The sequence below is a fragment of the Halorussus lipolyticus genome, assembly GCF_029338375.1.
Taxonomy (GTDB): Archaea; Halobacteriota; Halobacteria; order Halobacteriales; family Haladaptataceae; genus Halorussus; species Halorussus lipolyticus.
In genome coordinates, this window is the sequence record NZ_CP119804.1 from 982,965 (window position 1) to 1,006,887 (window position 23,923).

The 23,923-nt window shown below is 64.5% G+C and carries 26 protein-coding genes; 7 read left to right on the forward strand and 19 right to left on the reverse strand.

Annotated elements, in window-relative coordinates; genetic code table 11:
• Positions 1 to 19 precede the first annotated feature (19 nt).
• Positions 20 to 265 carry a DUF7508 domain-containing protein gene (locus P2T57_RS04980; RefSeq protein WP_276301384.1) on the reverse strand — a complete coding sequence of 82 codons (246 nt, stop codon included), beginning with the start codon at positions 263 to 265 and terminating at the stop codon, positions 20 to 22.
• Between the two features lie 14 nt (positions 266 to 279).
• The gene (locus P2T57_RS04985) at positions 280 to 708 is read right to left on the reverse strand and encodes a DUF5796 family protein (RefSeq protein WP_276301385.1); all 429 of its coding nucleotides are present in this window, start codon (positions 706 to 708) and stop codon (positions 280 to 282) included.
• Between the two features lie 129 nt (positions 709 to 837).
• On the opposite strand from P2T57_RS04985, the gene P2T57_RS04990 reads away from it, so the two are divergent.
• A complete protein-coding gene (locus tag P2T57_RS04990) occupies positions 838 to 1,695 on the forward strand; it encodes a shikimate kinase (protein WP_276301386.1) in 858 nt (285 codons plus the stop codon).
• The gene (locus P2T57_RS04995; RefSeq protein WP_276301387.1) at positions 1,653 to 1,958 is read left to right on the forward strand and encodes a chorismate mutase; all 306 of its coding nucleotides are present in this window, start codon (positions 1,653 to 1,655) and stop codon (positions 1,956 to 1,958) included. The genes P2T57_RS04990 and P2T57_RS04995 overlap by 43 nt, the downstream gene beginning before the upstream one ends.
• A gap of 26 nt (positions 1,959 to 1,984) precedes the next feature.
• On the opposite strand, the gene P2T57_RS05000 is transcribed toward P2T57_RS04995, so the two are convergent.
• The 7 genes from P2T57_RS05000 to P2T57_RS05030 all read right to left on the reverse strand — a co-directional run bounded on the left by P2T57_RS05000 (position 1,985) and on the right by P2T57_RS05030 (position 8,593).
• On the reverse strand, positions 1,985 to 4,414 hold the full coding sequence (locus P2T57_RS05000) for a DUF2309 domain-containing protein (RefSeq protein WP_276301388.1): 2,430 nt from the start codon (positions 4,412 to 4,414) through the stop codon (positions 1,985 to 1,987).
• The gene (locus P2T57_RS05005) at positions 4,404 to 5,888 is read right to left on the reverse strand and encodes a proton-conducting transporter transmembrane domain-containing protein (RefSeq protein WP_276301389.1); all 1,485 of its coding nucleotides are present in this window, start codon (positions 5,886 to 5,888) and stop codon (positions 4,404 to 4,406) included. The genes P2T57_RS05000 and P2T57_RS05005 overlap by 11 nt, the downstream gene beginning before the upstream one ends.
• Positions 5,889 to 6,150: 262 nt before the next feature.
• Positions 6,151 to 6,633, reverse strand: coding sequence for an Lrp/AsnC family transcriptional regulator (locus P2T57_RS05010; protein ID WP_276301390.1), 483 nt, complete (start codon positions 6,631 to 6,633; stop codon positions 6,151 to 6,153).
• Positions 6,634 to 6,704: 71 nt separating this feature from the next.
• Positions 6,705 to 7,385 carry a carbonic anhydrase gene (locus P2T57_RS05015; protein WP_276301391.1) on the reverse strand — a complete coding sequence of 227 codons (681 nt, stop codon included), beginning with the start codon at positions 7,383 to 7,385 and terminating at the stop codon, positions 6,705 to 6,707.
• Positions 7,386 to 7,451: 66 nt separating this feature from the next.
• A complete protein-coding gene (locus P2T57_RS05020) occupies positions 7,452 to 7,838 on the reverse strand; it encodes a PIN domain-containing protein (RefSeq protein WP_276301392.1) in 387 nt (128 codons plus the stop codon).
• On the reverse strand, positions 7,835 to 8,080 hold the full coding sequence (locus P2T57_RS05025; RefSeq protein ID WP_276301393.1) for an AbrB/MazE/SpoVT family DNA-binding domain-containing protein: 246 nt from the start codon (positions 8,078 to 8,080) through the stop codon (positions 7,835 to 7,837). The genes P2T57_RS05020 and P2T57_RS05025 overlap by 4 nt, the downstream gene beginning before the upstream one ends.
• Positions 8,081 to 8,170: 90 nt before the next feature.
• Positions 8,171 to 8,593 (reverse strand): ribbon-helix-helix domain-containing protein, encoded by a 423-nt coding sequence (locus P2T57_RS05030; RefSeq protein ID WP_276301394.1) that lies wholly within the window; start codon positions 8,591 to 8,593, stop codon positions 8,171 to 8,173.
• Positions 8,594 to 8,770: 177 nt separating this feature from the next.
• Here P2T57_RS05030 and P2T57_RS05035 point away from each other — a divergent pair, with 177 nt between their 5' ends.
• Entirely contained in the window at positions 8,771 to 8,941 is a 171-nt protein-coding gene (locus tag P2T57_RS05035) for an AN1-type zinc finger domain-containing protein (protein WP_276301395.1), read from the forward strand.
• A gap of 135 nt (positions 8,942 to 9,076) precedes the next feature.
• Here P2T57_RS05035 and surE read toward each other — a convergent pair whose 3' ends face one another.
• The 8 genes from surE to P2T57_RS05075 all read right to left on the reverse strand — a co-directional run bounded on the left by surE (position 9,077) and on the right by P2T57_RS05075 (position 18,104).
• Positions 9,077 to 9,847 carry a 5'/3'-nucleotidase SurE gene (gene surE / locus P2T57_RS05040; protein WP_276301396.1) on the reverse strand — a complete coding sequence of 257 codons (771 nt, stop codon included), beginning with the start codon at positions 9,845 to 9,847 and terminating at the stop codon, positions 9,077 to 9,079.
• A gap of 92 nt (positions 9,848 to 9,939) precedes the next feature.
• Complete coding sequence (locus tag P2T57_RS05045; RefSeq protein ID WP_276301397.1) at positions 9,940 to 11,301, reverse strand: LLM class flavin-dependent oxidoreductase; 1,362 nt, start codon at positions 11,299 to 11,301, stop codon at positions 9,940 to 9,942.
• A gap of 226 nt (positions 11,302 to 11,527) precedes the next feature.
• On the reverse strand, positions 11,528 to 12,208 hold the full coding sequence (locus P2T57_RS05050; RefSeq protein ID WP_276301398.1) for a homing endonuclease associated repeat-containing protein: 681 nt from the start codon (positions 12,206 to 12,208) through the stop codon (positions 11,528 to 11,530).
• A 191-nt stretch (positions 12,209 to 12,399) separates the two neighbouring features.
• Complete coding sequence (locus P2T57_RS05055; protein WP_276301399.1) at positions 12,400 to 13,692, reverse strand: carboxylate--amine ligase; 1,293 nt, start codon at positions 13,690 to 13,692, stop codon at positions 12,400 to 12,402.
• A gap of 552 nt (positions 13,693 to 14,244) precedes the next feature.
• Positions 14,245 to 15,708, reverse strand: a complete 1,464-nt coding sequence (locus P2T57_RS05060; RefSeq protein WP_276301400.1) for a small ribosomal subunit Rsm22 family protein — start codon at positions 15,706 to 15,708, stop codon at positions 14,245 to 14,247.
• The gene (locus P2T57_RS05065) at positions 15,705 to 16,496 is read right to left on the reverse strand and encodes a Gfo/Idh/MocA family oxidoreductase (RefSeq protein WP_276301401.1); all 792 of its coding nucleotides are present in this window, start codon (positions 16,494 to 16,496) and stop codon (positions 15,705 to 15,707) included. The genes P2T57_RS05060 and P2T57_RS05065 overlap by 4 nt, the downstream gene beginning before the upstream one ends.
• Before the next feature lie 46 nt (positions 16,497 to 16,542).
• Positions 16,543 to 17,094, reverse strand: a complete 552-nt coding sequence (locus P2T57_RS05070) for a GNAT family N-acetyltransferase (protein ID WP_276301402.1) — start codon at positions 17,092 to 17,094, stop codon at positions 16,543 to 16,545.
• Between the two features lie 215 nt (positions 17,095 to 17,309).
• Complete coding sequence (locus P2T57_RS05075; RefSeq protein ID WP_276302082.1) at positions 17,310 to 18,104, reverse strand: aldo/keto reductase; 795 nt, start codon at positions 18,102 to 18,104, stop codon at positions 17,310 to 17,312.
• A gap of 432 nt (positions 18,105 to 18,536) precedes the next feature.
• On the opposite strand from P2T57_RS05075, the gene P2T57_RS05080 reads away from it, so the two are divergent.
• Complete coding sequence (locus tag P2T57_RS05080; RefSeq protein ID WP_276301403.1) at positions 18,537 to 19,427, forward strand: hypothetical protein; 891 nt, start codon at positions 18,537 to 18,539, stop codon at positions 19,425 to 19,427.
• Positions 19,428 to 19,439: 12 nt separating this feature from the next.
• Here the strand turns inward: P2T57_RS05080 and P2T57_RS05085 are convergent, their stop codons facing one another.
• Positions 19,440 to 20,615, reverse strand: coding sequence for a M24 family metallopeptidase (locus P2T57_RS05085; protein WP_276301404.1), 1,176 nt, complete (start codon positions 20,613 to 20,615; stop codon positions 19,440 to 19,442).
• Between the two features lie 289 nt (positions 20,616 to 20,904).
• Positions 20,905 to 21,429: a hypothetical protein gene (locus P2T57_RS05090; RefSeq protein WP_276301405.1), complete on the reverse strand. Its 525-nt coding sequence runs from the start codon at positions 21,427 to 21,429 to the stop codon at positions 20,905 to 20,907.
• 85 nt (positions 21,430 to 21,514) lie between these two features.
• Between P2T57_RS05090 and P2T57_RS05095 the strand changes: the two genes are divergently transcribed.
• From P2T57_RS05095 to aroA, 3 genes are all read left to right on the forward strand, one after another.
• Entirely contained in the window at positions 21,515 to 21,790 is a 276-nt protein-coding gene (locus tag P2T57_RS05095; protein WP_276301406.1) for a DUF8066 domain-containing protein, read from the forward strand.
• Positions 21,791 to 21,862: 72 nt separating this feature from the next.
• A complete protein-coding gene (locus P2T57_RS05100) occupies positions 21,863 to 22,312 on the forward strand; it encodes a universal stress protein (protein WP_276301407.1) in 450 nt (149 codons plus the stop codon).
• A 66-nt stretch (positions 22,313 to 22,378) separates the two neighbouring features.
• Positions 22,379 to 23,668 carry a 3-phosphoshikimate 1-carboxyvinyltransferase gene (gene aroA, locus P2T57_RS05105; protein ID WP_276301408.1) on the forward strand — a complete coding sequence of 430 codons (1,290 nt, stop codon included), beginning with the start codon at positions 22,379 to 22,381 and terminating at the stop codon, positions 23,666 to 23,668.
• Positions 23,669 to 23,923: the final 255 nt, after the last annotated feature.

Consider the following 23,923-nt stretch of genomic DNA (forward strand, 5'->3'; position numbering starts at 1 on the left):
TAAAGACAGAAATTATGTCTTACAACCCGGCGCGTTCGCGGTGGTCTGCCGCCAGTTCCTTGGCCTCGGCTTTGGTGTGGCAGGTCTCCCACCGGACCTCCTCGCCCGACCCGTAGGCCAGCGCGTCCTTGAGTTCGTCCCGGAGGACGCCCCACCCGACCTCCACCACCTCGCCGTCGTCGCCGAGTTCGTACACGCCGTACTGTTCCGGCGCGGACCCGACCGTCCGGCGATTCAGCGCCTGCCAGCGTTTTTGAAGTGGCATCGTGGCGCTTCGAGTTACTCGTCGCCGACTAGTTCGTAGGAGGCCTCGCCGCGGCCGTCCTCAGAGAAGACGAAGACCCGACCGCGGGCGACTTCGGGGTCGGCCTCGACTTCGACGGAGTGGCCCGCCAGTCGGACCGTCACGCCGGGGAACAGTTCTTCCTCCTCGCCGGGGTTCAACAGCACGCGACCGATGCCGGTGGATTCGAGGATTTCGTCGTGACTGTCCCGGTCGTTGACGTACATCATCACGCCCTCGGTCTCGGTCGGGTCGGTCACGAGGACCTGCACGAGTTTGCCGGGTTGGGTCCGGAGCGTGCCCGTGACCTTCTTCGGGACTCCTCGGTAGTAGGCCTCCCTGCCGTCGGTGTACTCCACGACGATGCCGTCCTCGGCCAACTCGACGCCGAGCGTGTCCGGGGCCACGTCGTTGCGTGCGCTCATGGGTCGAACTTCGCTCGGAGTCGGGAAAAGGGGTGCGCTTCCGGACCGGTCGAACGACGAGTGGCCCGGAGACCGCCCCAACTTGCAGGAACCACCAGCGTCATTACGCCCCGCGAGAGAGTGACCCTCATGGAGGGCCGAGCATCCGCCCCGGCCGCGGGCACCGTCCTGAACGCCCTCGCCACCGGAACCGGGTCGGCGTTCGCCATCGACGCCGAGACGACCGCGACGGTCGAACTCGACGACTCGGGGTCGCTGTCCGGCGAGGTCGCCGACGAACCCGAGGCCGACACGCGACTCGTGGAGCGGTGCGTCGAACTCGCCGTGGCGGAGTACGGCGACGAGGAGACCACCGGCGGCCGGGTCAGAACCGAGAGCGAGGTCCCGATGGCGGCCGGCCTCAAGAGTTCGAGCGCCGCGGCGAACGCCACCGTGCTGGCGACCCTCGACGCGCTCGGAGTCGCCGACGAGGTGCCCCGCGAGGAGGCCTGTCTCCTCGGCGTGCAGGCCGCCCGCGACGCCGGCGTCACGGTGACGGGCGCGTTCGACGACGCCAGCGCCAGCATGCTCGGCGGCGTCACCGTCACCGACAACCGGCGCGACGAACTGCTGGCCCGCGAGCCAATCGAGTGGGACGTGTTGGTCTGGACGCCGCCAGAGCGGGCCTTCAGCGCCGACGCCGACTCCTCGCGGTGCGAGCGAATCGCCCCCGTCGCGCAACTCGTGGCGGACCTCGCGCTCGACGGTCGGTACGCCGACGCGATGACGGTCAACGGCTTCGCGTTCTGTGCGGCACTCGACTTCCCGGCCGACCCGATGGTAGAGGCCCTGCCCCACGCTCGCGGCGTCTCGCTGTCGGGCACCGGCCCGAGTTTCGTCGCGGTGGGGTCGGAGGACGAACTGCGAGCGGTACGCGACAACTGGAGCAAACGAGATGGTACGACATGGCTGACGACGACTCGCAACGACGGCGCCCGGACGACATGAGCCTCGCGGAACTCCGCGAGGAGATAGAGAGCATCGACCGAGAGATAGTCGAACTCATCGCCCGCCGGACCTACGTCGCAGAGACGGTGGCACAGGTCAAGGCCGACCGGGAGATGCCGACGACCGACGAGGACCAAGAGGAGCAGGTGATGGACCGCGCCGGCGAGAACGCCGAGCGATTCGACGTGGACGCGAATCTGGTGAAAGCGATTTTCAGGCTGTTGATAGAGCTGAACAAAGTCGAACAGCGCGAGACGCGCTAACAGAAACCCGGTTTTTCCGTGCCGACCTAATCGTCCGCACTTCCCGAAACGGTCGGAGCAGGTGGCTCGACGGCGGACGCCTCCGATTGGAGAGGATTCCATTCCAGACCTTCCTGATACTGAAGCGGCGCGTTGTCCTGTTCGGGGTCGAGGACCGTCAGCTGTATCCACCCGTTGTCGAGGAGTGCCACGAGTTGGTCGTGCTGGCCGATAATCTCGGTGACTTGTTCGACGGGTGCGTGAATCACCGCCGACAGGCGTAACGGCTGGTGGTGTGGCTGGTCGGCGTCGGCGTAGAGCGACTGGAGCGGGAGGCCGGTCATCAGGTCGCCGCCGTTGCCCTGAAACACGCCGACGTTGCCGACCGGGTTCTGGGTCACTTTCGAGCCACTTCCGTAGACGGCGTTATCGACCGTGGCGAAGTAGTACTGGTTGTTGATCCACTGCGTGACCACGAGCGGCCCGGTCATGATGGCCTCCAGCGCCTCGCCCTCAGAATCGGTCTGCCAGTCGTAGGAGTGGAGGAAGGTGCGACCGTCAAGGTCCTCGTCCGCGGTCAACTCGCGAGGACCGACGACGAACGAGGCGTTGCCGGCCAGTCCCCACTCGGGGCGCGTTTCGGCCCAGTCGGCCGCCCGGCGTTGGGTCTCGCGGACGCTATCGGCAGTCTCGTCTGACATGGAGTCGGTCCGCTCCGCGGTCGCTCGGCTCTGGGCCTCCGCGAGGTCCTCGCGCAATCGTTCGAGGTCGGCCTCGTGGCTCTCGGGCACGTCGCCGTCGAACAGCGTTATCTCGTCGGTCGTCGTGTTGTGTTCGCCGGCGAGGAACACGGTGTCCTCAGGGATGTCGAACCCGCGTTCGCGCAGTTCGGCCTTCACGTCCTCGTCGTTGCAGATGTCCGCGAGGACGCGAGCGTTCGGACCGCCGGGGTTCCCTGCACAGGCACCGCAGTCCAGACTCGAATCGAACGGGTTGTTCGTCGTCTGACTGGTGTGGCCCGTGAACACGACGAGGCGAGCGAACTCGTCCCACCCCATCAACTCGAAGGCGGTCTGGGCGTACTCGACTTTCTCCTCCAACAGCAGTCCTTCCCGGAGTGCATGCACGGAGTCCGGATTGTAATCGACCGAGGGCTCACAGAACTCGTGTTCGTCGGGCGCGCGGTCAGTGTCGTGGAGTGCGTCGTAGACGCGGGCAGGCAGAAGCGTCCGAGCAGTCAGCGCGGCACCGTACCCTGCCCCGGCGCTCTCGACGAGGCTGAACGCCGTCGCCGCGTTGGACTTGAGGCTCTTGAGTGCGCTCTTTCCTGCGTCCAGCACGCCCCGCCAGCGGTCGTAGCGGCCCTGTTTGGTGTCGCCCTCGGTGGTGGGGCGCTCCGTGATACGGTGCTGGGCGTCGAGAATCGGCGGGCAGGCGTCCACAGCCACGTCCTCGTCGTAGGCCTGATAGCGCATCGGGACGCCGAAGAACCCCGCGTAGCCGTGGGTTTCGTAGGAGCCGACGGCCTCGATGTGGCGGCGGATAATCTCCGAGCGCGTGTCGATACAGAACACGAGTTGTGCGTCCGGACAAGGAGACTCGTCGGCAGTACCGGTCTCCGGGTCGGGTCGTGACACCGACTCTACCAACCGGTCGCGGTGGCTCTTTTCCCACGCGGTCAACCAGATTTCGGGGAGCGGAACCTCGTCGCTCTCGACCGATTCAGTGGCGTGTTCGCTCGGGTCGATAGGCGCGTCGAGGAGGTCCGCGAGGACCAGACGGACTGCGAGATACTCGGTCAGCGAGATGGGGTAGTTCGACTGCCACGGGTCGGCGTCGTCGCTGGCTCGCTGTTTGATGAAGCCGGTCCACCCCGGAAGTGCGGCGAGTTGTTGCTCGAAAATCGTCTCCCACTCCCCCTGCGGGTAGTCCGACAGGACGCTTTCGAGTGCGGCAATCGGGGTCTCCGGGAGGTCTGCCGGACTGTCACAACCGGGAACGTCACCGTCGTAGGGGGCCATCTCACGCCACGCCGCGTAGAACCCTTCTTGACGGTCGGGCATCGGCCACTTGGCGTTCCCTTGGTCGAGGAAGGCGGTGAGCCACTTCGAGAGCACGCGATGGACCTCCTCGGTGCTGGCATCGCTCTCGGAGGCGGAGACCGATTCGGTCGCTTCCATCTCGTCGAGCAACGTCGCCGGGTCGTCGTCGAAGCCGTGGGCTTTCAACTCGGCGGAAAGCACCTCCGAGTCGATTTGCCCGTTCTCCCACGCCTGCCGGAAGATGTCGGGACGTGGATAGCCACGACCCCCGAACAACTGTTCGGCCTCGGCAACGGCCTCGTGGAACGGCCGGTCTTCGAGGCCGGACAGCGGATTGGCCGTGACGAACGAGTGGAGCGGCCAGACCGAACCGACGTTCTCGGCGGCGCGTTCGATGCTGTTCTCGAAGTGAGTTTCCTTGTGTTCAAGCGTCATCGTAGTCCTCCTTGGTGGTCAACACGGTTTCCGGGGACGGTTGTGACAGGTTCAACAACGCGACGTAGAGGCGCTTGCTGGACCGGTGCCAGCCGAGTTCCGCTGTGAGATACGACACGACGAACAGGACACCGACCGCGAGGTGGACGACAGTCAGTTCGGTCGGCGCGGTGGTCATCGGAACGTCAGCCAGTAGCGCCGAGATGGTCTCGAACAGGAACCCGTAGACGGCGATTGGTATCACGACGACGACCGGGAGGCCGACGAGTTTGAATCTCGGGAGGAGTTGAGACTGCTTGAGTACCTCGCGGGCCGCGTGTAGCGTCGTCAGAACCACTACCAGCGCGAGGAGAACGCCGGAGTCCAGTTTCGCCCCTTTGCCGGTGATTGCGACGAACAGTGCGCCACCGCCGATTGCGGCACCGGTGCTGACGGCGAGGCCCGCCAATCCCAAGTCAGTACGGGCGGTTTCCGTCGGGGCCGTCTGTTCGACAGTGCCCCCCGACGAGAGGAACAGGTACGCCTTGTAGAAGCCGTGCAGGATGAGGTGAGTGATGGCGGCGGAGAAGAACCCGAGTCCGCACTGGAGGAGCATGAAGCCCATCTGGGCGATAGTCGAAGCCCCGAGTTTGCGTTTGATGTCGGGACGGACGAGCAGTAGCGCCTGCCCGAGTAGGGCACTAATCGCGCCGACGACGACGAGGACCGACATCGCAATCGAGACATCGGCGAAGACCGGCGCGAAGCGAGTCAGCAGGATGCCACCGGCGTTGACGAACCCGGCGTGCATCAGGGCCGACGATGGGGTCGGTGCCGTCATCGACGACAGCAACCAGTCGTGAAACGGGAACAGTGCCGACTGAATCATCGCGGTGAGGAACAACCCGCCGATAGCGAGCCAAGCGACCCCGGAGGGGAGGCTCCCGGACTGGGCGAGGATACCGGAGAGAGAACTGCTTCCCGTCGTCCAAGCGAGGAGCGCGAGGGTTCCACCGAGCAAGCCACTGCTTGCGACGAAGTAGCGGCGGGCGAGCGACCCAGCGGCCCGCGCTTGGTCCCAACCGCGAACGTGGCCGATGAGCGACGCCATCGCCAGCCCCATTCCCAACCACGCAACACCGAACAGCACAACGTGGTCGGCCGCCGCCATCGTCATGACTGCGAGCGTGAACGCGAACGTCCGACCGAAGAACTGGTCGATGCGGGCGTCACCGGCCATGTAGCGCCGGGAGTAGGAGTGGACGATACCACTGAAGAACGTGACGACGGCCCAGACGACCGTCGTTAGCCCGTCCACGACGACGTAGCCCGCGAGGTGCCACTCGGAGCCACCCCGGACCGAAACCGCGATGGTCGCCAGACTGAGCAAAAAGAGCGCCCAGACGCCGACAGTCGTCGCTCGCGGCACCACCGAGGCCGAGGGCGTCGTCTCCGGGAGTTGTACTGAGTCGTTCGGGTGTGATTGTCCAGTCATCGTTCGTATTCGCTACCTGCCAGCACAGACCGTCAGGTCCCCCGTGGCGGGAGACTGTACAACCGGGCTGGCCATCTCTGTATGCTTGTACGAACAGACTGGTTATTATAGGCTTTGATTTTACCATATTGTTCCAAATACGGGCGCAGAATAACGTGATGGTCGATAATGAAGGATTCTGGAGATGGATTCCGTTTCTGGCGACCGATACCCTAACCGCAGAAGACGAACTCGCTCGCCGAAGCGACCGACTCGCGGACGCCTACTCGTCTGCCGATTTCGACTCCGCGGAGAAGTCGTCGAAGGGCGTCCGCTCGTGACTGCGGACGAGAACTTCGTCGGCGACTGTCAGGTCCATGTCGAGGAGTTCCTGCGCGACTGGCGTAATGTCGTCGTCAGTTTCGCCGACGGCCGTCACGAGCAGGTTCTTCTCGCCGGTGACGAGTTCTTGGACGGAAACGACCCCCGGAATTTCGAGAATCTCGTCGATGAGTTCGCCCCGTTCCGGAATCGGTGCCGTACAGAACAGGAGCATCCGGAGCGGGTACCCCGATTTCTGATAATCCACGTCGGCGCTGTAGCCCTTGATGACTCCCTCGGACTCCAGTCGCTGGATGCGCTTGCGAACCGTACTCGAGGACGCTTCGGTACGGTCGGCAATCTCGGACGACGAGAGGTTTCGCGCCTCCGCTTGGAGTGCGGAGAGAATTTCTCTATCGACATCATCGAGATTGTACTCGGCCATGCCTCCTGCTTGCTCTCGCAAATATAAGGGGCTTCGGCCTGCTGTGAATCGGCTTCCACTCGAACGACCGTTTAGTACTCCCAGAGTCGCCGGATTCGGTCCTCGATTTCCGGATGCTCGTCGCGCAGGACCTCGACCGAGGTTTCGCCGTCCACGTTGACGACCTGCACCTCGCCGCGGCGCTCGGAGTAGACGTCTTGGAAGTCGTAGACGACGCCGACGACGGTGGTGTCGTCGGGCACGTCGTCGCTCTCGCGCAGGAACTCGACCTGCCTATCGACGTTGTACTCGACCAGTCGGTTGACGGCCTCGGTCCGGTCCGCGTCGTCGGGGAGGGCCTCGACGCCGGATTCGAGACGGGATTTCAGCAGGCCGATGCAGTGTTCGATGCCCGCGGGTTCCGAGAGGCCCACGGTCAGGTCGTCGTAGGTCGCCGTGACGGCCCCGCAACCGGTGTGGCCGACGACGACGGCAGTGTCGGTGCCGGTGTGTGCAATAGGGTACAGCACGTCCCCGGAGACGGCCTCACCCGCCGCGGTTTGCTGGACGACGCGGTTGCCGATGTTGCCGCAGGTAAAGATGCGTCCGGGCGTCTCGTTTCCCCACATCGCGTCCTGTAGAACTCGGGAGTCCGAGCAACAGACGGTGACGACATCGGGGTGCTGGGAGTCCTGCACGCCGTCGAACCGGGACTGGAACTCGTCGGCGTGGCCGGCGTTGCGCTCGAGGAGGTCGAGGAGCGTCTGGTTCATAGTTGTGTGAACGACGGTCTTGCAAATAGATTCCTGTGTTCGTAGTGAGGCGAGGAGGGCGACGTTTCAGTCCTCGGCGGTCGGTTCGAGGGAGACTCTCGACACGTCGATTTCCTCGTAGTCCTTTTCGGACGCGAGTACGTCCAGACCCCGCGTTTCGGCGGTCGCGGCGTGGAACGCATCGAACGGCGTCATCCCCTCGTCGTAGTAGCTGACGGCCTTCAGCACGATTTGCGTCTCCTCCTCGTCGCGGACGGGGACGAGTTCGAGGAGGTTCGCCACCAGCGGGAGATAATCGAACTTGTGTCTCTCTCGGGCAAGGACGAGTTCGAGATACGAGTACGGCGAGGTCTCTACGTCGTGTTCTTCGAGTGCCTCCTCGGCCGAGCGTTGCAACCAGTCGGAGTCCTTGGCGAGCGCGAGGAGGAAATCCGTCTCGACGTACACCGTCATCCGTCGGTCTCCTCGCTCCGAGCGTCGGCCTTCGCCTCGGCTTCGATGTCGTCTCGAATCTCCTCGACGGACGCGTCGTGGAGGTCACCTGCGGCCTCTCGGACGGCGGAAAGCGGGTCGTCGGCGACCGGGATGAGTTCGATTCTGTCCTCGTATTCGACGATGTGGTACTTCTCCCCGTACTTCTGGCGCACGTCTTTCGGCAGATAGAGTCGCCCCTGCCGGTCCGTCTCTGTTGACATACGTAATAGTTCGATGGAACGGTAGAAGAATTTTACCACTAATAACCTCTCTGTGGAACTAGCTGAGTTCAGAGAGAAAGCGCCAGCGACCTATCGTCGCTCGGGACTGACCGAGCGTTGGGGCGGCGACGCCGAGTCGGGGGCCGACTCGTGGTAGAACGACAGTAGCTCCTCCAGTAGCACGGCGTCGCGCTCGTGGGGGTCGTAGTGGTGGTCGATGAAGTCCTCGGCGTCTTGGACGTTGCCCCGGAGCGCGTACTTTCGGATGACGAGGACCGATTCGAGAAACGAGACGCTGTCGGCGTCCGTGGGACCCGACGACTGGGCGATTAACTCGTCTTCGAGGGCCTCGAAGTCCAACGTCTCGGGTTCGTAGTCCGAGTCGAGTTGCGCGAGGACGTACTCCGAACAGAAGCGGTGGAACTCGGATTTGCTCTCCACGACGCCCTCCTCGACGAGTGATTCGATTTCCTCGACCACGGATTCGGGAAATCGGACTGTACTCTTTACCATGCCAGTCCATTCTCAACGCTATTAGATAAAACTTGGCCACGAGTCGCTCGGACGCCGTTTCAGACCGGTTCAGATAAATTACGAGTCGGTGACGAGACCGGGACGCGACCCGGAACGGACCGGCGAGCGCACGACACTGCCCCCTACAACTTTAACTATTGATTGTATAGGATTCGTATGACCACCTGCGAACAGTGCGGTGAGAAAATCGTCGGGACGCGGGGCTGTTCCTACTGCGAGGGCATCTACTGCCCCGCGCATCAACTCCCCGAGAAACACGACTGTCCGGGCGTGAAGAACCTCGACAAGACCGGTGACCGCTTCGACAGCGGATTCGAGGAGTCGTAGGTCAGCGCGCGGTCCGGCCGACGGGCGCGAGTCGCTAGCCGACCACCAGCAGTTCGTACTTCGATAGCAATCTATACCGTTCCTTTAGAATGCTTTTTATTTCCTAACCGGACGGTATTATTTCCGCAAGGGCGCTCAGAACCGCTCGGCGAGGCCGTCCAGCGCCTCGTGGTGTTCGGTCGTGTGCGGCGCGGTCAGCGGCGAGACGCTGATTTTGCCCTCGTAGACCGCCCGGCGGTCGGTCCCCTCGGGGTCGGGCAAGTTCTCGCCCTCCATCTGCCCCCACGTGTGGTCGTGGAGCGTGACCCGGCCGTTCTCCTCGGTGGCGTCCATGTCGTAGACGTGCGAGGGGCGCGTGACGACCATCGGCGTGTGGCCCTCGCTGGGCAAGGGCGCGTTGACGTTCAGATACTCGGCGTCCTCGAAGACGCCCGCGTCGGGGGTGTGTTCCACGAGGTAGCGCACCGCCTCGGCCACTTCGTCGTACTCCTCGATACTCGTCTCGCGGGGCCACTCGCTCTGTGGGATGTGGAGCGAGGCCGAGATGGCGGGGACCCCGAAGAAGGCGGCCTCGACGGCGGCGCTGACGGTGCCCGAGCGACCGAGGATGTGCGCGCCGATGTTCGCGCCCTCGTTGCACCCCGAGACCACGATGTCGGGGTAGGGACCGAGTTCGGCGAGGCCGGCCACCACGCAGTCGGTTGGGGTCCCTTCGACGGCGTAGCCCAGTTCGTGTTCGTGGACCGAGAACTCGTAGGTCATCGCCCGCCCGACCGCGCTCTGGTCGTCGGCGGGCGCGACGGTCGTGACGTTGCCGACCTCCGAGAGGGCGTCGTAGAGGGCGCGAATGCCGGGACTGTCAATCCCGTCGTCGTTCGTCAGGAGGATTTCGCGGGTCGCGGTCATGTGGAGACCTTACGCCGGGCGGTCAAAAGTCCTACCGCTCTCGATGTTCTGCCCGGCGAAATCATGTTCGAGAATCGTGGTAGCTACTCGACTTACTTCCGCGCCGGATGGTCGTCGGCGAGTCGCGTCCGACCTTTCTCCTCGAAAAGATTTTCGCGGAGGGTGTCGCCCTCGTACTCGTCGCGGACCAGTCCGCGCTCCCGCAGGACGGGCACCACCATGTCCACGAAGTCCCGGAGGGTGCCCGGCCGGACGACCTCTTTGAGATTGAACCCGTCTACGCCGACCTCCTCGTACCAGTACTGGAGTTCGTCGGCGACCTGCTCGGGATTCCCGACGATGACCGGGGACGTGGACCCCAAGCCCGCGAACTCGGCGACTTCGCCCACGGTCCAGTCGCGGTCGGGGTCGTTCTTGGTGAAGGCGTTGACCGCGCCCTGAATCGCGTCGGTCTCGATGTGTTCGACTTTCTGGTCGGGGTCCAACTCCGAGAAGTCCATGTCAATGAAACCGGCAAGTAATGCGAGGGTCGCCTCGTAATCAACGTTTTCGGCGTAGGTCTCGTACTTTTTCTGGGCGACCTCCTCGGTTTCGCCCACGATGGGGACCACGCCGGGGAAAAAGCGGAGTTCGTCGGGGTTTCGGCCGCGCTCCTCCGCGCGCGAGCGAAGGTCTTGAATATAATCCCGCACGCCGTCCTCGGTCGGTTGGCTGACGAAGACGGCCTCGGCGTTGTTCGCGGCGAAGTCCCGACCGCGGTCCGACGACCCGGCCTGATACAGGACCGGCGTGCGCTGAGGAGAGGGTTCACAACTGTGGGCGTCGGGGACTTCGAAGTACTCGCCCTCGAAGTCGATGTCGCGGACCTTCTCGGGGTCGGTGTAGATGCCCCGCTCCTTGTCGCGGACTACCGCGTCGTCGTCCCAGCTCTCCTCCCAGAGGCGGTGGCACACGTCCATGAACTCGTCGGCGCGGTCGTACCGGGTCTGGCGGTCCATGCGCTCGTCCAGTCCCAGATTCCGGGCCGCGCTTTCGAGGTACGACGTGACGATGTTGAACGCGACTCGGCCGTCGGTCACGTGGTCGAGCGTCGAGAGTTCGCGGGCGAGTTGGTAGGGGTGGACGTAGGTGGTCGAGCGCGTCACCGCGAATCCCAAATTGTCGGTGACGGTGGCCATCGCCGGGACGAGTGCTTGGGGGTCGTTGGCGGGCGTCTGGACCGCCTTCTCGACCGCAGTGTCGCTGTCGCCGCCGTACACGTCGTAGATGCCCCGCACGTCGGCGAAGAATACGGCGTCGAAGCCGCCGCGCTCTGCGGTCCGGGCCACGTCGAGCCAGTACTCCATGTCGGTGTAGCGATGGGATTGGTCGCCCGGCGTCCGCCAGTTCCCGGTCGTGACGTGTTCGACCGAGTTCATCGTGAACAGGTTGAGGTGGATGTAGTCGCTGGCCATCGTTGTTTAGCCGGTGGCTTTCGCCGTGGGAAAAGCCGGGGAAACCGGCGAGAAGCGGGGCCGACCTCGGACGTTCGCGGACTGGTGTTTGCTCGCTGGAGGTCCGCTGAAATCGGGAGTAAGGTTGAAGCTAGCTACTGCCTGAGCCTATGAGAACCGCAACCGCTGTACCGCCCACCACGCGGCGTGAATTCGTCCATCATCGCGCGATCCGTGGAAGATGGTACTACTCCATATTCGATATAACGGACTCTACAAGCCCTTGAGAAGGGATATTATAACGTGTGGTGATTGCTCGGGGGCTGGTATCTTCAGAGTGTTTCTCGTGGTACCGAATTAAGTTCTCGACAGCCTCCATTAGCCACTCTGGATTGTTGTCTGGTCGTGCGCCGTCACTATGGACAGCATCGTGACATTCACGGCAGAGGTAACAGCCAACTTTGTTCTCACCATACCGCCAATGGTGAAAATCCAATTCGTCATCGGGGGTTTCGCCACAAAGTCGGCATGTGTCGGGGCGTTCCCGGAATGCAGATTTTGAGATTCGCTGGTTCGGTTCTAACCCTGCTTGACGGATTGCTTCGTTCCAACTTCCAAATCTTGTTTGGTAAGTTCGACTACAGTATTCTCCTTGTTCATTGAGTTGTTTTTTAGTCGGTGTTTGATTGAGTTCCCTAGCAAGCCGCCTGATTTCGTTTAATAAGTCATCAGTCGGTATTCTCCTCGGTTGATTTAGTTCTAACCCTGCCTCACGGAGGGCGTTGTTCCATCCTCCGAATTCATCTTGGTATGGTGATGCGGAATACTCTCCTTGGTCATTCATCTCCATAGATGTCGGTGTTTCACCGAGTTCCTCTGCGAGTCGTTGAAGTGCGTCAAGCAGATTCTCTCTCGTGACCTCGGCCATGTTGTAATCAAATCAATATTCCATCAATTCATTATTTTAGTTTCGGAAAAAGAAGGGATGACGCCGTGTCGTCGGGACCGAAGCGACCGACTGCTCGTCAGAGCATAACGCTCTGACGGTGTTTTTGGTCCAGCTTTTACCAGTGAGGAAATTCGCCGAATGCGAATTTCCGAGTACAGTAAAAGGTCGTCTCAACAGGAGCAGTAGTATTCGGCGGTCCCGAACTCGGTGCTGAGGAGTTGGTACGCCGGAGCGGGGTCGCTCGGTCGATACACCCCGGTCGTGAGGTCGTCGCTGGTCTCGAAGTCGCCCGAGAGGAACGAAAGCCAGTCGTCGCGGGCCAACACGTCCGAAAAGCCGTCGTCAGATGACAGCAGTTGCAGGTAGTCCGCGAGGTAGACCCAGCGCGCGTCCCGGATTGCTTCCTGCTCGTACTCGTCACCGACAGCATCGCTATAGGCCGCCAGCGGGAGGTTCGCGCCGGCCTGCACCGGCAGTGAAATCCACTTCCACGGGCGAGTGTTCACGTCGATGAGGACGTACTCCTCGCGCTCGCCGTCGTAGAGGAATTCGGCCTCGCTGATGCCGTAGTAGTCGGTTTCTTCGAGGACCGCGAGCGCGTTCTGTTCGACCTCACGGGCCGAGTCGCCGGTGGCGCGCTCGACCACGCAGGAGGTCCCGTACCCGAGAGGGTACCGAACGCGGGCGTTGCCGACGAAGGAAACCGGGTCGCCGGATTCGGGGACGTAGGAGGCCAGCGAGCAGTCCTCGCCCTGCACCTTGGGCACCTTCTCTTGGGCCATCACACGGATGCCCTCGTCGGCGGCGTTGGCCACCACGTCCTCGAATTCGGCCTCGTCGGCGACTTCGATGACGTTGGTGCCGACCGCCTCGGAGAACTTGCGCTTGAGGGCGGGTTTGACCACGAGCGGGAACCCCAGTCGCTCTGCGGCCTCGCTGGCGGGGACGCTCTCGCGGTCCTCGATTGCGCCGGTCGCGCCGTCGGTTTCGGCGGGGTCGGTCTCGGCGATGCGGTAGGTCTCGGGGTAGGGAACTCCGAGTTCTTCCGCGACGGCGTAGAGCGATTCTTTGTCCAGCACGCGGTCGATGGTCGAGCGGTCGGCGAACGGGAGTTTCACGCCCTCGGGTTCGGTCCGGGAGAAGGCGTGGACCCACTCGTCCATGCACCCGAACGCAATCGGCTCGTGGTCGAGTTCGGCCGAGAGGGCTTCTACGTCCTCGCAAAAGCCCTCCTCGTCGTCCAGCGGGTACGTGACCCGCCCCGCGAAATCGACGGCCTCGGAGTAGGGCGCGACCCCCTTCTCGTTTCGGTCGATAGCGATGACCGGTACGTCGCGGGCTTTCAGCGCGCGAGCGACGCTCAGACCGGTGACGTGGGCGTTGCAGACGATTGCCGGCGGGCGGTCGAAGTCGGCGTCTGCGAGCGCGTCGCGGAGGTCCTCGAAGGAGCGAAACGTGGCCATGTCGGGTTCTATTCGGTTGGCGCGCTAAAAGTCGTCCGAGTCGGCAAAGTCGTCCGGGGTCTCGGACGCGAAAATGCTGTTCTTTCGGCGGTTGTTACTCACCTTTCTCCCGGCGCGTGCTGGCGCGGTCTCTCGTGACCGCGCCGAATCGCGCGAGGGATGAGTAGCGCAGGGGGTGAGCAAAGCGAACCCCAAGCAACGCAATCGGTTGGGGAGGGTGTGGTCCGCGGTAGCGGTTGCAGAGCGGTGCGGCAGACGGCTTGGCTCAAGCCTGAAGCTGGCTTCTTCGACTGTCTTTGCCGAGGAGCAATCCAATCGGCGAACCAGACTCCGGAGCAGATTCAGGCGTGAACAAGTCATACCGTGACCGCACCGCAACCGCGCCCCGTGCCTCCCCGCCGCGTCTGACTCGCTTCGCTCGTGCAGACGCGGCGCATCCTCTGGATAGTGGCGCCCTTCGCGTCCCGTGGATTGAGACGGTACGAGGACGTGCGGTCGGACAAATCTTTCTACGCACTAAGAAACAAAACCAATGCTAAAAGAAACAATTACCTATACCGGAACCGCGTCTACGACGGTCTCCTCGTCCACGACCAGATTGTAGGCCTCCTCGTCGTCGTTCCACAGCGCCAGCACGCTCTCGAACGACAGCAGGTCGCCGTAGTCCGCGCGCTTCAGGTCGCGGTTCAGCGATGTCTCGCGGGTCAGGACGGCGAAGTGGTCCTCGGCCTCGCTCCCGTCGCTGACTTTGAACAGCGGGTTGCGGTCGCCCTCTGCCAGCGAGTGGCTGAGTTTGACCGCCACGAGGTCGATGCGGTTGGTGACGTGGCGGTCCATCTCGGCCATCTTGGCCGTTCGGCCGGTGTCGGCGGTGAAATCCAGCTTTCGCTTGCCGTCGGGCCGGAGAATCGAGTAGGCGAACTGCACGTCCCGGTTGACGAACTCGCCGCTTCCGGGGGCCGGATGGTCTTCAGCATCGCCTTCGCGCTCGGCGTCGGGACCGCGCTCGCCTTCGTCCAGTTTGCGCTGGAAGCCCGGCACGTCCAAATCGGGTTTCACGTCGAAGGACCACCCGCGGTCGGTCGGTCGCTCGCCGGGCCAGAGCCGAAGCGTCGGCGAGAAGACGGTGGCGTCGTTTCGTTCGTCGGCGATGGCGCGCTCGACCTCCCGGAGACCGATGGCGGTCTCCCGGTCGGCGGGTTCGATAGCGAGGACCGCGCCGTCGTCGGCCAGCGAATCGAGATACCGCCGGACGACGGCCTCGGGGTCGTCGAGTTCGTTGAGGACGTTGGCGAACACGAGGAGGTCGTACTCCCGGTCGTCCGGGACCGCGAACTCCTCGGCGACCTCGCGGTGGCACTCGGCGTAGAAGTTCCGGCCCGCGTCTTCGAGCATGTGGTCGAAGATGTCGGCCGCGGGGGCGCTGGGTTCGATGGCGTCGTAGCGCACCAGCACGTCGTCGGGCAGGTAGTCGGCCATCCCGAGCGCCGGGCCGCCGACGCCAGCGCCCACGTCGAGGACCCGGAGGTCCCGGCCCAGCAGGCCCTCCTCGCCGAGTTCGTGGAGGACGTACTGGACCACCGCGTAGTTATCGGGCAGGTGGTAGATGGCGTAGCCCAGCGCGGCCGTCTCGTCGTACTCGACCGGGTTGTTCCAGTAGTAGTCGGTCTTCAACTTGCGAATCGCCGACCGGAGTTCGTCGCCCGACGCGCCGTCCTGCCAGTCGAGGCCGAACCGGTCGGCCAGCAGGTCTTCCAGTTTGTGGCCGTACTCCGGCGGGAAGGCCTCGACGCCGCGGAAGGTCGGCGCGATGGGTTCGTCCTCGACCGGCGCGAACGTTCGGTCCTCGCGCTCGACCAGTCCGAGCGACCCGGCCTCCTCGCGCAGAATCTGGCGGACGACGCCCGGATGGGGTTGGCTCTCGATGTACTCTGCAATCTCGTCGGCGTCGATGGGCCGGACGTTCCGGAGGTACTTGGCGTTCTCTCGGACTTTCCGGCGTAGTTCGTCGTTCATGGTTCGTCGTCCCGTCTGTCCCGCGTCTCGTCCGCGGGTTCGCTCGCGTCCCGGTACAACTCCGCGAACTCGGCTTCGTCGGCGTCGGCCAGACGCCTCGCGGCCCTAGCTATCTCCTCGGCCCCGCCGAAGGCGTCCTGAATCTCGGCGTAGACTTCGGGCGCGTTGCCCGTGACCTGCTCGGCGACCGCCGACAACTCCTCGAAAATCGGGGTCGTCAGTCCCTCTGGCACGTCGTCACCGGCGAGGCCGAACGAGAGGACTGCGGCGTGGGTCTTGGCCTGTACCGTCTCCATCGCCTCGTCGTGTTCGCCGGCCGAGGTTTCCACGAGGAGGTTCCCCTCGGTCTCCAGCGCGTCCAGAATCCGGTCGGTGGTCGGTCCTCGCTGGTCGGCAACGACTGCGACGTTGCCCGGCGCGTTGCTCGGCGCGAACAGGGGATGGAGGCTCACGCGCTCCCGGTCCGGGGCCGCCGAGCGCATCACAGCCACCGGGGCTGTCATCTGGCCCGTCACGTCCACGAGGGCCTCCTCGGCCTTCGGCGCGTGGTCTTCGATGGCCGCCTCGGCGGCCGACATCGGGACCGCCACGCACACCGCGTCGAATCGCTCGTCGGTCGAGAGCGAGACCGCGCGGCAGGGGGCCGACTCGCCGACTTCGGCGGCGGCCTCCTCGGCAGTCTCGGGGTCGGCGTCGGCGAAGGCAACGTCGGCCTCCTCGATTCGCGCCGCTACGACCGCGCCGAACCACCGGCCCATCTCGCCCGCACCGACGACGAGTAGCTTCATCGGGCGAAGCTAGCCGGTCGGCTCTCAAAAGGAGTTCGCTACGGGGTCACAGCGAGCGGGCCATCTCCAACTCGCCAGTTCCGGACCCGGCGGTTTCGAAGCCCACGTTGCGGTAGAGTCGGACCGCCGGGCGGTTCGTCCGCTGGACCGAGAGCCAAACGCGCTCGACGCCCGCCGACCGGCCTCGCCCGAGGAGGGTCCGAATCGTCGCGGACCCGACCCCCGCCCGGCGGTAGTCCGGGTGGACGAACAGTGCGAGTTCGTGGCCCGGCCCGCCGCCGAGCAAAATGCCGTGAGCGACCGCTCGCTCGTCGTGCCATCCCACGACCTCGATGCCCGCAGAGAGCCTGTCGAGCCAGTCCTCGCGCCGTCGCGGACTCGCCGGCGGGATGCCCTGTGCCCGGTCGGCCGGGCCGAAGTCGTCGTACATCGCTGTCAGCGCGTCGCGGTCGTCGGAGGACTCGGCGGAGTCATCTACAGCGCGGAATCGAATCGCGCGTCCCGCGCCGTCGGTGAACGTCCGAGGAGGGTGCGGGAATTCGGGGTGGTCGGCACTCGATGCGGCGTCCGGGTCGGACTCGGTGGCGTCCGCGCTCATCGTCCTCCGAATCCCAGTCGAAGCGGGTCCGCGAGCGTCCGGTCGGTCGTCCGCTCGGGAGTCGAGTTGTACGCGGCCAGCGCCGGGAGTCGTCGTCCCATCGTGGACTCACCGAGGACGTTCCGCCAGTTAAAGATAATGGTCTTTCATGATAAAAGTCCTAATATGACCTTAGTTGGCGCACTACCCCGGCGCTGGCGTCCGATTTTCGCTGTTCACTGGTTCCACGGGGCCTCGTCGGGGTCCACGATGCGCCGGCGCTCGTCGATGGAGTCGATTTTTCCGATGTCCTCGTCGTCCAGTTCCACGCCGAGACTCAGCCAGTTTTCGCGCAGATGCTCCTCGCTGGTGGCCTTCGGGATGGCGGTGACCTCCTTCTCGCGGAGCCACGCCAAACTGATTTGCTGAGGAGTCGCGTCGTGTTTCTCGGCGACCTCCTGCAGTTCGTCCACGTCCGACACGTCGCCGCGGGCGATTGGCGAGTAGGCGACCAGTTCCACGTCCACGTCGTCTTGGGCGCAGAACTGCCGGAGGTTCTTCTGGGGGAGCAGTGGGTGCATCTCGACCTGATTGGCGAAAATCGGCTCGTCGGCGGCCTCGATGGCCTCCTCCAGCAGTTCGACCGTGAAGTTCGAGACGCCGATTTCCCCGATGAGGCCCTCCTCGCGGAGTTCCGAGAAGGCCTCCATCGTGTCTGTGGCCTCGTACTCGCCGGTCGGCCAGTGGACGTACAGCAGGTCCACCGAATCCACGCCGAGGCGTTCGAGGCCCTCCTCGGCGCTGGTCAGCACGTGGTCGTAGTCGAGGTTGTCGGGACTGACTTTGGTCGCCAGAAAGAGGTCGTCGCGCCCGATTTCGGCCTCCACGATGGCGTCGCCGACTGCTGTCTCGTTGTCGTAGCCCTCGGCGGTGTCGATGTGCCGGTAGCCCATCTGGATGGCCTGCCTGACCGCCTCGACGCACTCGTCGTACTCGTCCATCTGGTAGGTGCCCAGACCGAGCATCGGCATCCCGTGGGCAGTCGGCGGCGAGAGGTCGGCGACCGCTTGGTCGATTCCCGCGGACTCGGTGCCGGCGGGTTGGGCACCCTCGGTGGCCGGTTCGCCCGATTCTTCGTCCTCGCCCGGCGTCGCTCGTTCCCGGACCTCGCTGGCGGCCTCAGTCAGGTGGTCTCCGGTCTCCGCAGTCACGTCGTCTCCTCGGCGTCGCCCGAGGAGGAACCCGGCGAGGAACGCCCCGGCGAAGGGAAGTCCCTTCCGCAGAAGACTGCTCCCGCCTCCGGTCTGTTCTCGCTGTCGCTCGTCGCTGTCAGCTTGCTTTCTCTCTCGTCCGAGCATGGCTTCTCAGTTCGAGAGTCGCGTACTTCCCCGTTGTGGCGGTCCGACGCGGCGGGCCGCTCGCTCGCCGAAACGCTTATGCGCCAAATGGTTGGATTTCTAACTATGGCTGGGGAAGATACTCGACAAGAGCGATTCGACCAGAAGCTTCGGTGGATGCTCGACGCGCCGTTTTTCATCGACGCCGAGCAGTTGTCGGCGTTCTACGACGCGGTCGTTCAACCACCGGGGAAGTGGGACGAGTCAGTGAAACTCGAAATCACCGAGGAGAAGACCCGCGAAATCAATACTAGTCTCGGTCTCGACGTGAACCCCTTGAGCATGTTCGGGAGTCTGAACGCGGTCCTCAATCCCGTCGAGGCGGGCATCGGAGCGAGCGCGAAAAGCGGCAAGTCGAAGGCCGAGACCAAGACCCAATCGCTCGAACTGACGCCCATCGAGACGCCCCAGCGACAACTGATTCAGTTGACCTCCCAGTACTTGGTGAACTACCCGAACCGCATCTTCTTCGTGGAGGACGTGGAGCGAGAGGCCGACTGGTACCGGGAGGAGGAAATTCGAGAAGTCCCGCGAGGACTGGTGTTCTTGGACCTCCCGTCGGAATCGGAGGCGGAGAACAACAACGTCCCGAAGACGAAGCTGATTCCCATGGCCGTCGAGTTCGAGGACGGCCGAATCGTGACGCTGTACGACAAACTGGGCGCGACGCGGAAGAACGATTCGTGGGGACCGTTCATCGAGAACTTCACGCCCGAGGAGGCCATCAAGGAAATCGAGGAGACCACCGAAGGCGAGGGCCGAATCCAGTGGATAAATTTCCGCCTGCCGCTGGACGAGCATTCGACCGCCCGCATTCACTTCGAACCTCACGGGAAGTACAACAACGGGACGTTCGCCTACAACCTCGTCAAACTCGGCTACAAGCACGGCCTCCGCCTCGTCGGGACGGTGCAGGCCGAACCCGACGTGCGAGTGCTGGCTGGCTACCGGAAGTAGCCGGTCACGCGCTCACTCGACCTGCAGATGAATCGGGTAGTCGGTCAGGTTCTCGTAGCCGTCTTCGGTCACGACCACGAGGTCCTCGATGCGGATGCCGCCGACTTCGGGGTCGTAGAGGCCCGGCTCGATGGTGATGACGTGGCCGGGCTTGAGTTCGCCGCCGTCGGGGCTGACCCGCGGGAGTTCGTGAACGTCGAGACCGATGCCGTGGCCCGTGCTGTGGATGAATCCGGTCTCGGCGTCGGGCTTGCTCCGGAGGGTGTCGTAGCCCTTCTCCTCGTACACGTCGCAGACCGCATCGTGAACCTCCTTGCCCGTGACGCCGGGTTCCACCGCGTCGAGGGCCGCCTCGAAGGCCTCGTAGGTGTCGTCGTAGCGCCGGCGGACCTCCTCGGTGGGTTCGCCCTTCACGAAGGTCCGGGTCATGTCGCCGTGGTACTTGGTCGCCTTGTTCTGCGGGAAGATGTCGATGACGATGGTCTCGCCCGCAGAGAGGGGTCCGGTCCCGCGATTGTGCGGCCCGGCGGCGTCAGCGCCGCAGGCCACGATGGTCTCGTCCAGTCCGCACCCGTGACGCAGGAGCGTGACCTCGATTTCCTCCTTGACGCGCTCGCTGGTCAGGACCTCGCCGTCGTAGTAGAGGGTGCCGTCCTCGACGGTGGCCTCGGCCAGCATCTCCTCGGCGGCGGCCATCGCAGACTCGTTGGCGCGCTGGGCCTCGTGGACGTGTTCGACCTCCTCATCGGACTTGATGGCGCGGATTCGCGTCACCACGTCGTCGGGGAGGACTTCGACCGAGACGCCCTCGTCGCGCAGGTTGTCGGCGGTGCCGAGGGGGAACCGCTCGGGCGCGGCGACCGACTCGACGCCGTGGTCCGCGAGGAACTCGGCGCAGGCCCGACTCTTGGCCCCGGCGCGACCGTACTCGGCGACCTTCTCGTGGAAGCCGTAATCGGTGAGGCGGGCCACTTCGTCGGCGCGACTCTCCTCGGTTGCCCGGCCGTATTCGAGGCCCGAGACCAACAGGTAGGTTCCCTCGGGCGTGTAGAGCGTGACGAAGGGGTCGGGCGCGTCGAAGCCCGAGAGGTACAACTGGTCGGACTCGCCCGAGTCGGCGTCGAGGAGGTAGCCGTCTACGTCGGCCTCGGCGAGCGCGTCGGCGAGCGGTGACAGGTCTGGGTCCATACCTGCCGAAAGCGACCGGAGGAGGAAAACGATACGGGTTCCGGAACGCGATAGCGCCCGGAGAAGCCGGTCGAACCGGAACGGCGGTCTCGAAGGTCCTCGCACGGTTCGCAGTCGCGGTCCGAGTACGACGCGCTCGTCGGCTTGCACCCTCGGACTCTCGAAGTTCGGTCGCTTCGCTCCCGCCATCGGAAGGAACTTCCAGAACGGTCTATCGGTCGGTGGACTCCTCGACGGTGACGCTCCAAAGCAACCGAATTATTTTCTTTCCAAACAAAAACAATTCCTATCACCGTGCCTTTGATTGCCCGTCCCGTCGAACCGTCGAGTTCGGCCCGACGAAATACGTCGCGTACTGCGTGAAGTAGTCGGCGTGAATCGTGGTCTCGCCCGCGCCGGAGTTGGCCCACGCCGAACACCGGACCACGACGCGGAAGCCCTCGCCGTACTCCGCGACCGAATCGACGCCGCACTCCCGATGGACCTCGGTCGATTCCCCGCGGTAGAGGCGGTTGTACACCCACCGACGCTCGAAAGTGTTGACGTACTCCCGGACGCTCTCGGCGGTCAGGTCGGGCGGTCGCTCGGGCGGCGATTTCGGTCCCTCGGGGAACGTCGTTTCTCCGTCTGGAAGCGACCGGTCCGCGCCGAGTCCGTGGGTCGTCGGTTCGGCGGTGGTGGTCGAGTCGGCGGCGGCGGTCGCTCCGCTCCCGTCCGATTCTTCGGCGTCGAGCGCGCCGGAGGCACACCCCGCCAGCGACCCTGCGAGTGCGACCGACCCCATCCGAAGCACGCGGCGTCTCGACGGTGACACGTCCGGGGCGACTCGGCGATGGGGTAAATACTTTCTCCGACGCCCCGGCGAAAGCTATTCCACCCCGGCGTCCGTGGCCGAAGATATGTCATCCAACGAAGGTGGTGGGCGGTCGGACGAACCCTCGACCGGCCTCAAAGTCGCCCTCGGCGTCGTCGCTGTCCTCGCGCTTCTGTACAGCGTCGTCATCGCCACTCGGCCGCTGTTCGGCGTGAGCATCGTGGTTTGGCTGTTCGGGGCGTATCTCCTCTGGCGCTTCGTCCTCCTCGCGAGGCGATTCGTCCGCGCCGTCGAACGCATCGCCGACGCGATGGAGGAGTCTGGCGCGAACGTCCCCCGAGAGCGCGAGCGAGAGGTCTGAGAGTTTCTTTCGTCCCGGTTCCCGGTCGTCGCGTCCGCAATCCAAATCACCGCTCGCGTCGGAGTATTACCCATGAAGTACCTCGTGGCGGTCGATGGCTCCGAGTCCAGCATGGCGGCGGTCAGATACGCGGTCGAACAGGCGTCCGCGACCGGCGCGGAAGTCGTCGCCATCAGCGTGGTGGTCCCCGACCAGTTTTTCACCGGCGGCGACGACCCGCCGGAGAGTTACACCGAGGCTGAGGACGAACTCGTCACCGAGGACATCGGCGACGCCGAGGACGAGGCGCAGGAGGCCCTCGACGAGGCCGCCGAAATCGGCGACAAGGAGGGCATCGCAGTCGAGACCGGCCTCCTCTACGGCGAACCGGTCGAGGCCATCACCGAGTTCGCAGACGACAACGATTTCGACGCCATCTTCGTCGGCCACCGCGGCCTCTCCGACGAGTACGAGGGACTGGTCGGTTCGACCGCGAAGGACGTGGTTGGCCGGGCGACGGTGCCCGTGACGGTCGTTCGGTGACGCGATTTTTCGGGGTAAGTTGCATCCTCCGGTATTCTGATAGACCCTCGGCCCGTCGGGCCGGACATGGACGTAGAAATCGAGCCATCGACGCTCTCGGGGACGGCCCGCGCGCCCTCCTCGAAAAGCTACACCCACCGGGCGATTCTGTCTGCCGGGTACTCCGGCGGCGCGCTGGTCTACGACCCCCTCGTCAGCGCCGACACCAAGGCGACGATGCGGGCGGTGGACGCCTTCGGCGGCGACGTAGAGCGCAAATCAGACCACCTCGACGTGGACGGCTTTGACGGCAAACCCGAGGTCCCCGGCGACGTGATAGACTGCGCGAACAGCGGGACGACCATGCGACTCGTGACCGCGACGGCGGCACTGGCCGACGGCGCGACGGTGCTGACCGGCGACAGTTCCCTTCGGTCTCGGCCCCACGGCCCGCTTCTGGACGCCATCGAGGAGCTAGGCGGTCGGGCCGAAAGCACCCGCCGGAACGGACAGGCACCCCTCGTCGTGGATGGTCCCATCTCCGGCGGCGAGGTGTCGATGCCCGGCGACGTGTCCTCGCAGTTCGTCACGGCCCTGCTGATGGCCGGGGCGCTCACCGACGAGGGCATCGAAATCGACCTCGAAACCGAACTCAAGTCCGCGCCCTACGTGGACATCACCCTCGAACTGCTGGACGAGTTCGGCGTCGAGGCCGGAAAGAGTGCAGACTCCTACCACGTCGAGGGCGGCCAGTTCTACGAACCCGAGGACGGCGAGTACCACGTCCCCGGCGACTTCTCGTCGATTTCGTACCTCCTCGGGGCGGGCGCGGTGGCGGCCGAAGACGGCTCCGAGGTCCGGGTCCGTGGGGCCTACCCCAGCGCACAGGGCGACTCGAAAATCGTCGGTGTCCTCGGTCGGATGGGGGCCGACGTGGACTGGAACCGCGACGACGGCATCATCACCGTCGAGCAGTCGAACCTCTCGGGTGTCGAGGTGGACGTGGGTGACACCCCGGACCTCCTCCCGACAATCGCGGCGCTCGGTGCGGTGGCGGACGGCGAGACCCGCATCGTCAACTGCGAACACGTCCGGTACAAGGAGACCGACCGCGTGACCGCGATGGCCGAAGAACTGGAGAAAATCGGCGCGAAGACCGAGGAGCGCGAGGACACCCTCATCATCCGCGGCGACGAGTCGGACCTGACCGGCGGCGTCGTGGACGGCCGGGGCGACCACCGCATCGTGATGGCGCTCGCCGTCGCCGGCCTCGCTGGCGACGACCCGACGACCATCTCGGGCGGCGAACACGTTGACGTGTCTTTCCCCAACTTCTTCGAGGTCCTCTACGAACTCGGTGCGACCGTGAACCGGTAAATCGCCGAAAAATGCGAACCGGTAATCGCCCGGAAACGCGGTTTCCGGTCGATGGTCGGCAGGCCGGCCAACCGCCGAGGATGCGCTCGGTTGACTAACCACCAGAAAAGAGCTTACTCGACCAGTCCACCGTGGGTGGGGTGAAGGGGCCGCCCGGTCGCGTTTTACTTGGTCGTCTGGGCGGCCCCTATCTGCGACGCGCGGTGCGGAGAGGAGCAGATATGCCGGCCAGCGACCGCGACCGGGCGGGGGCTT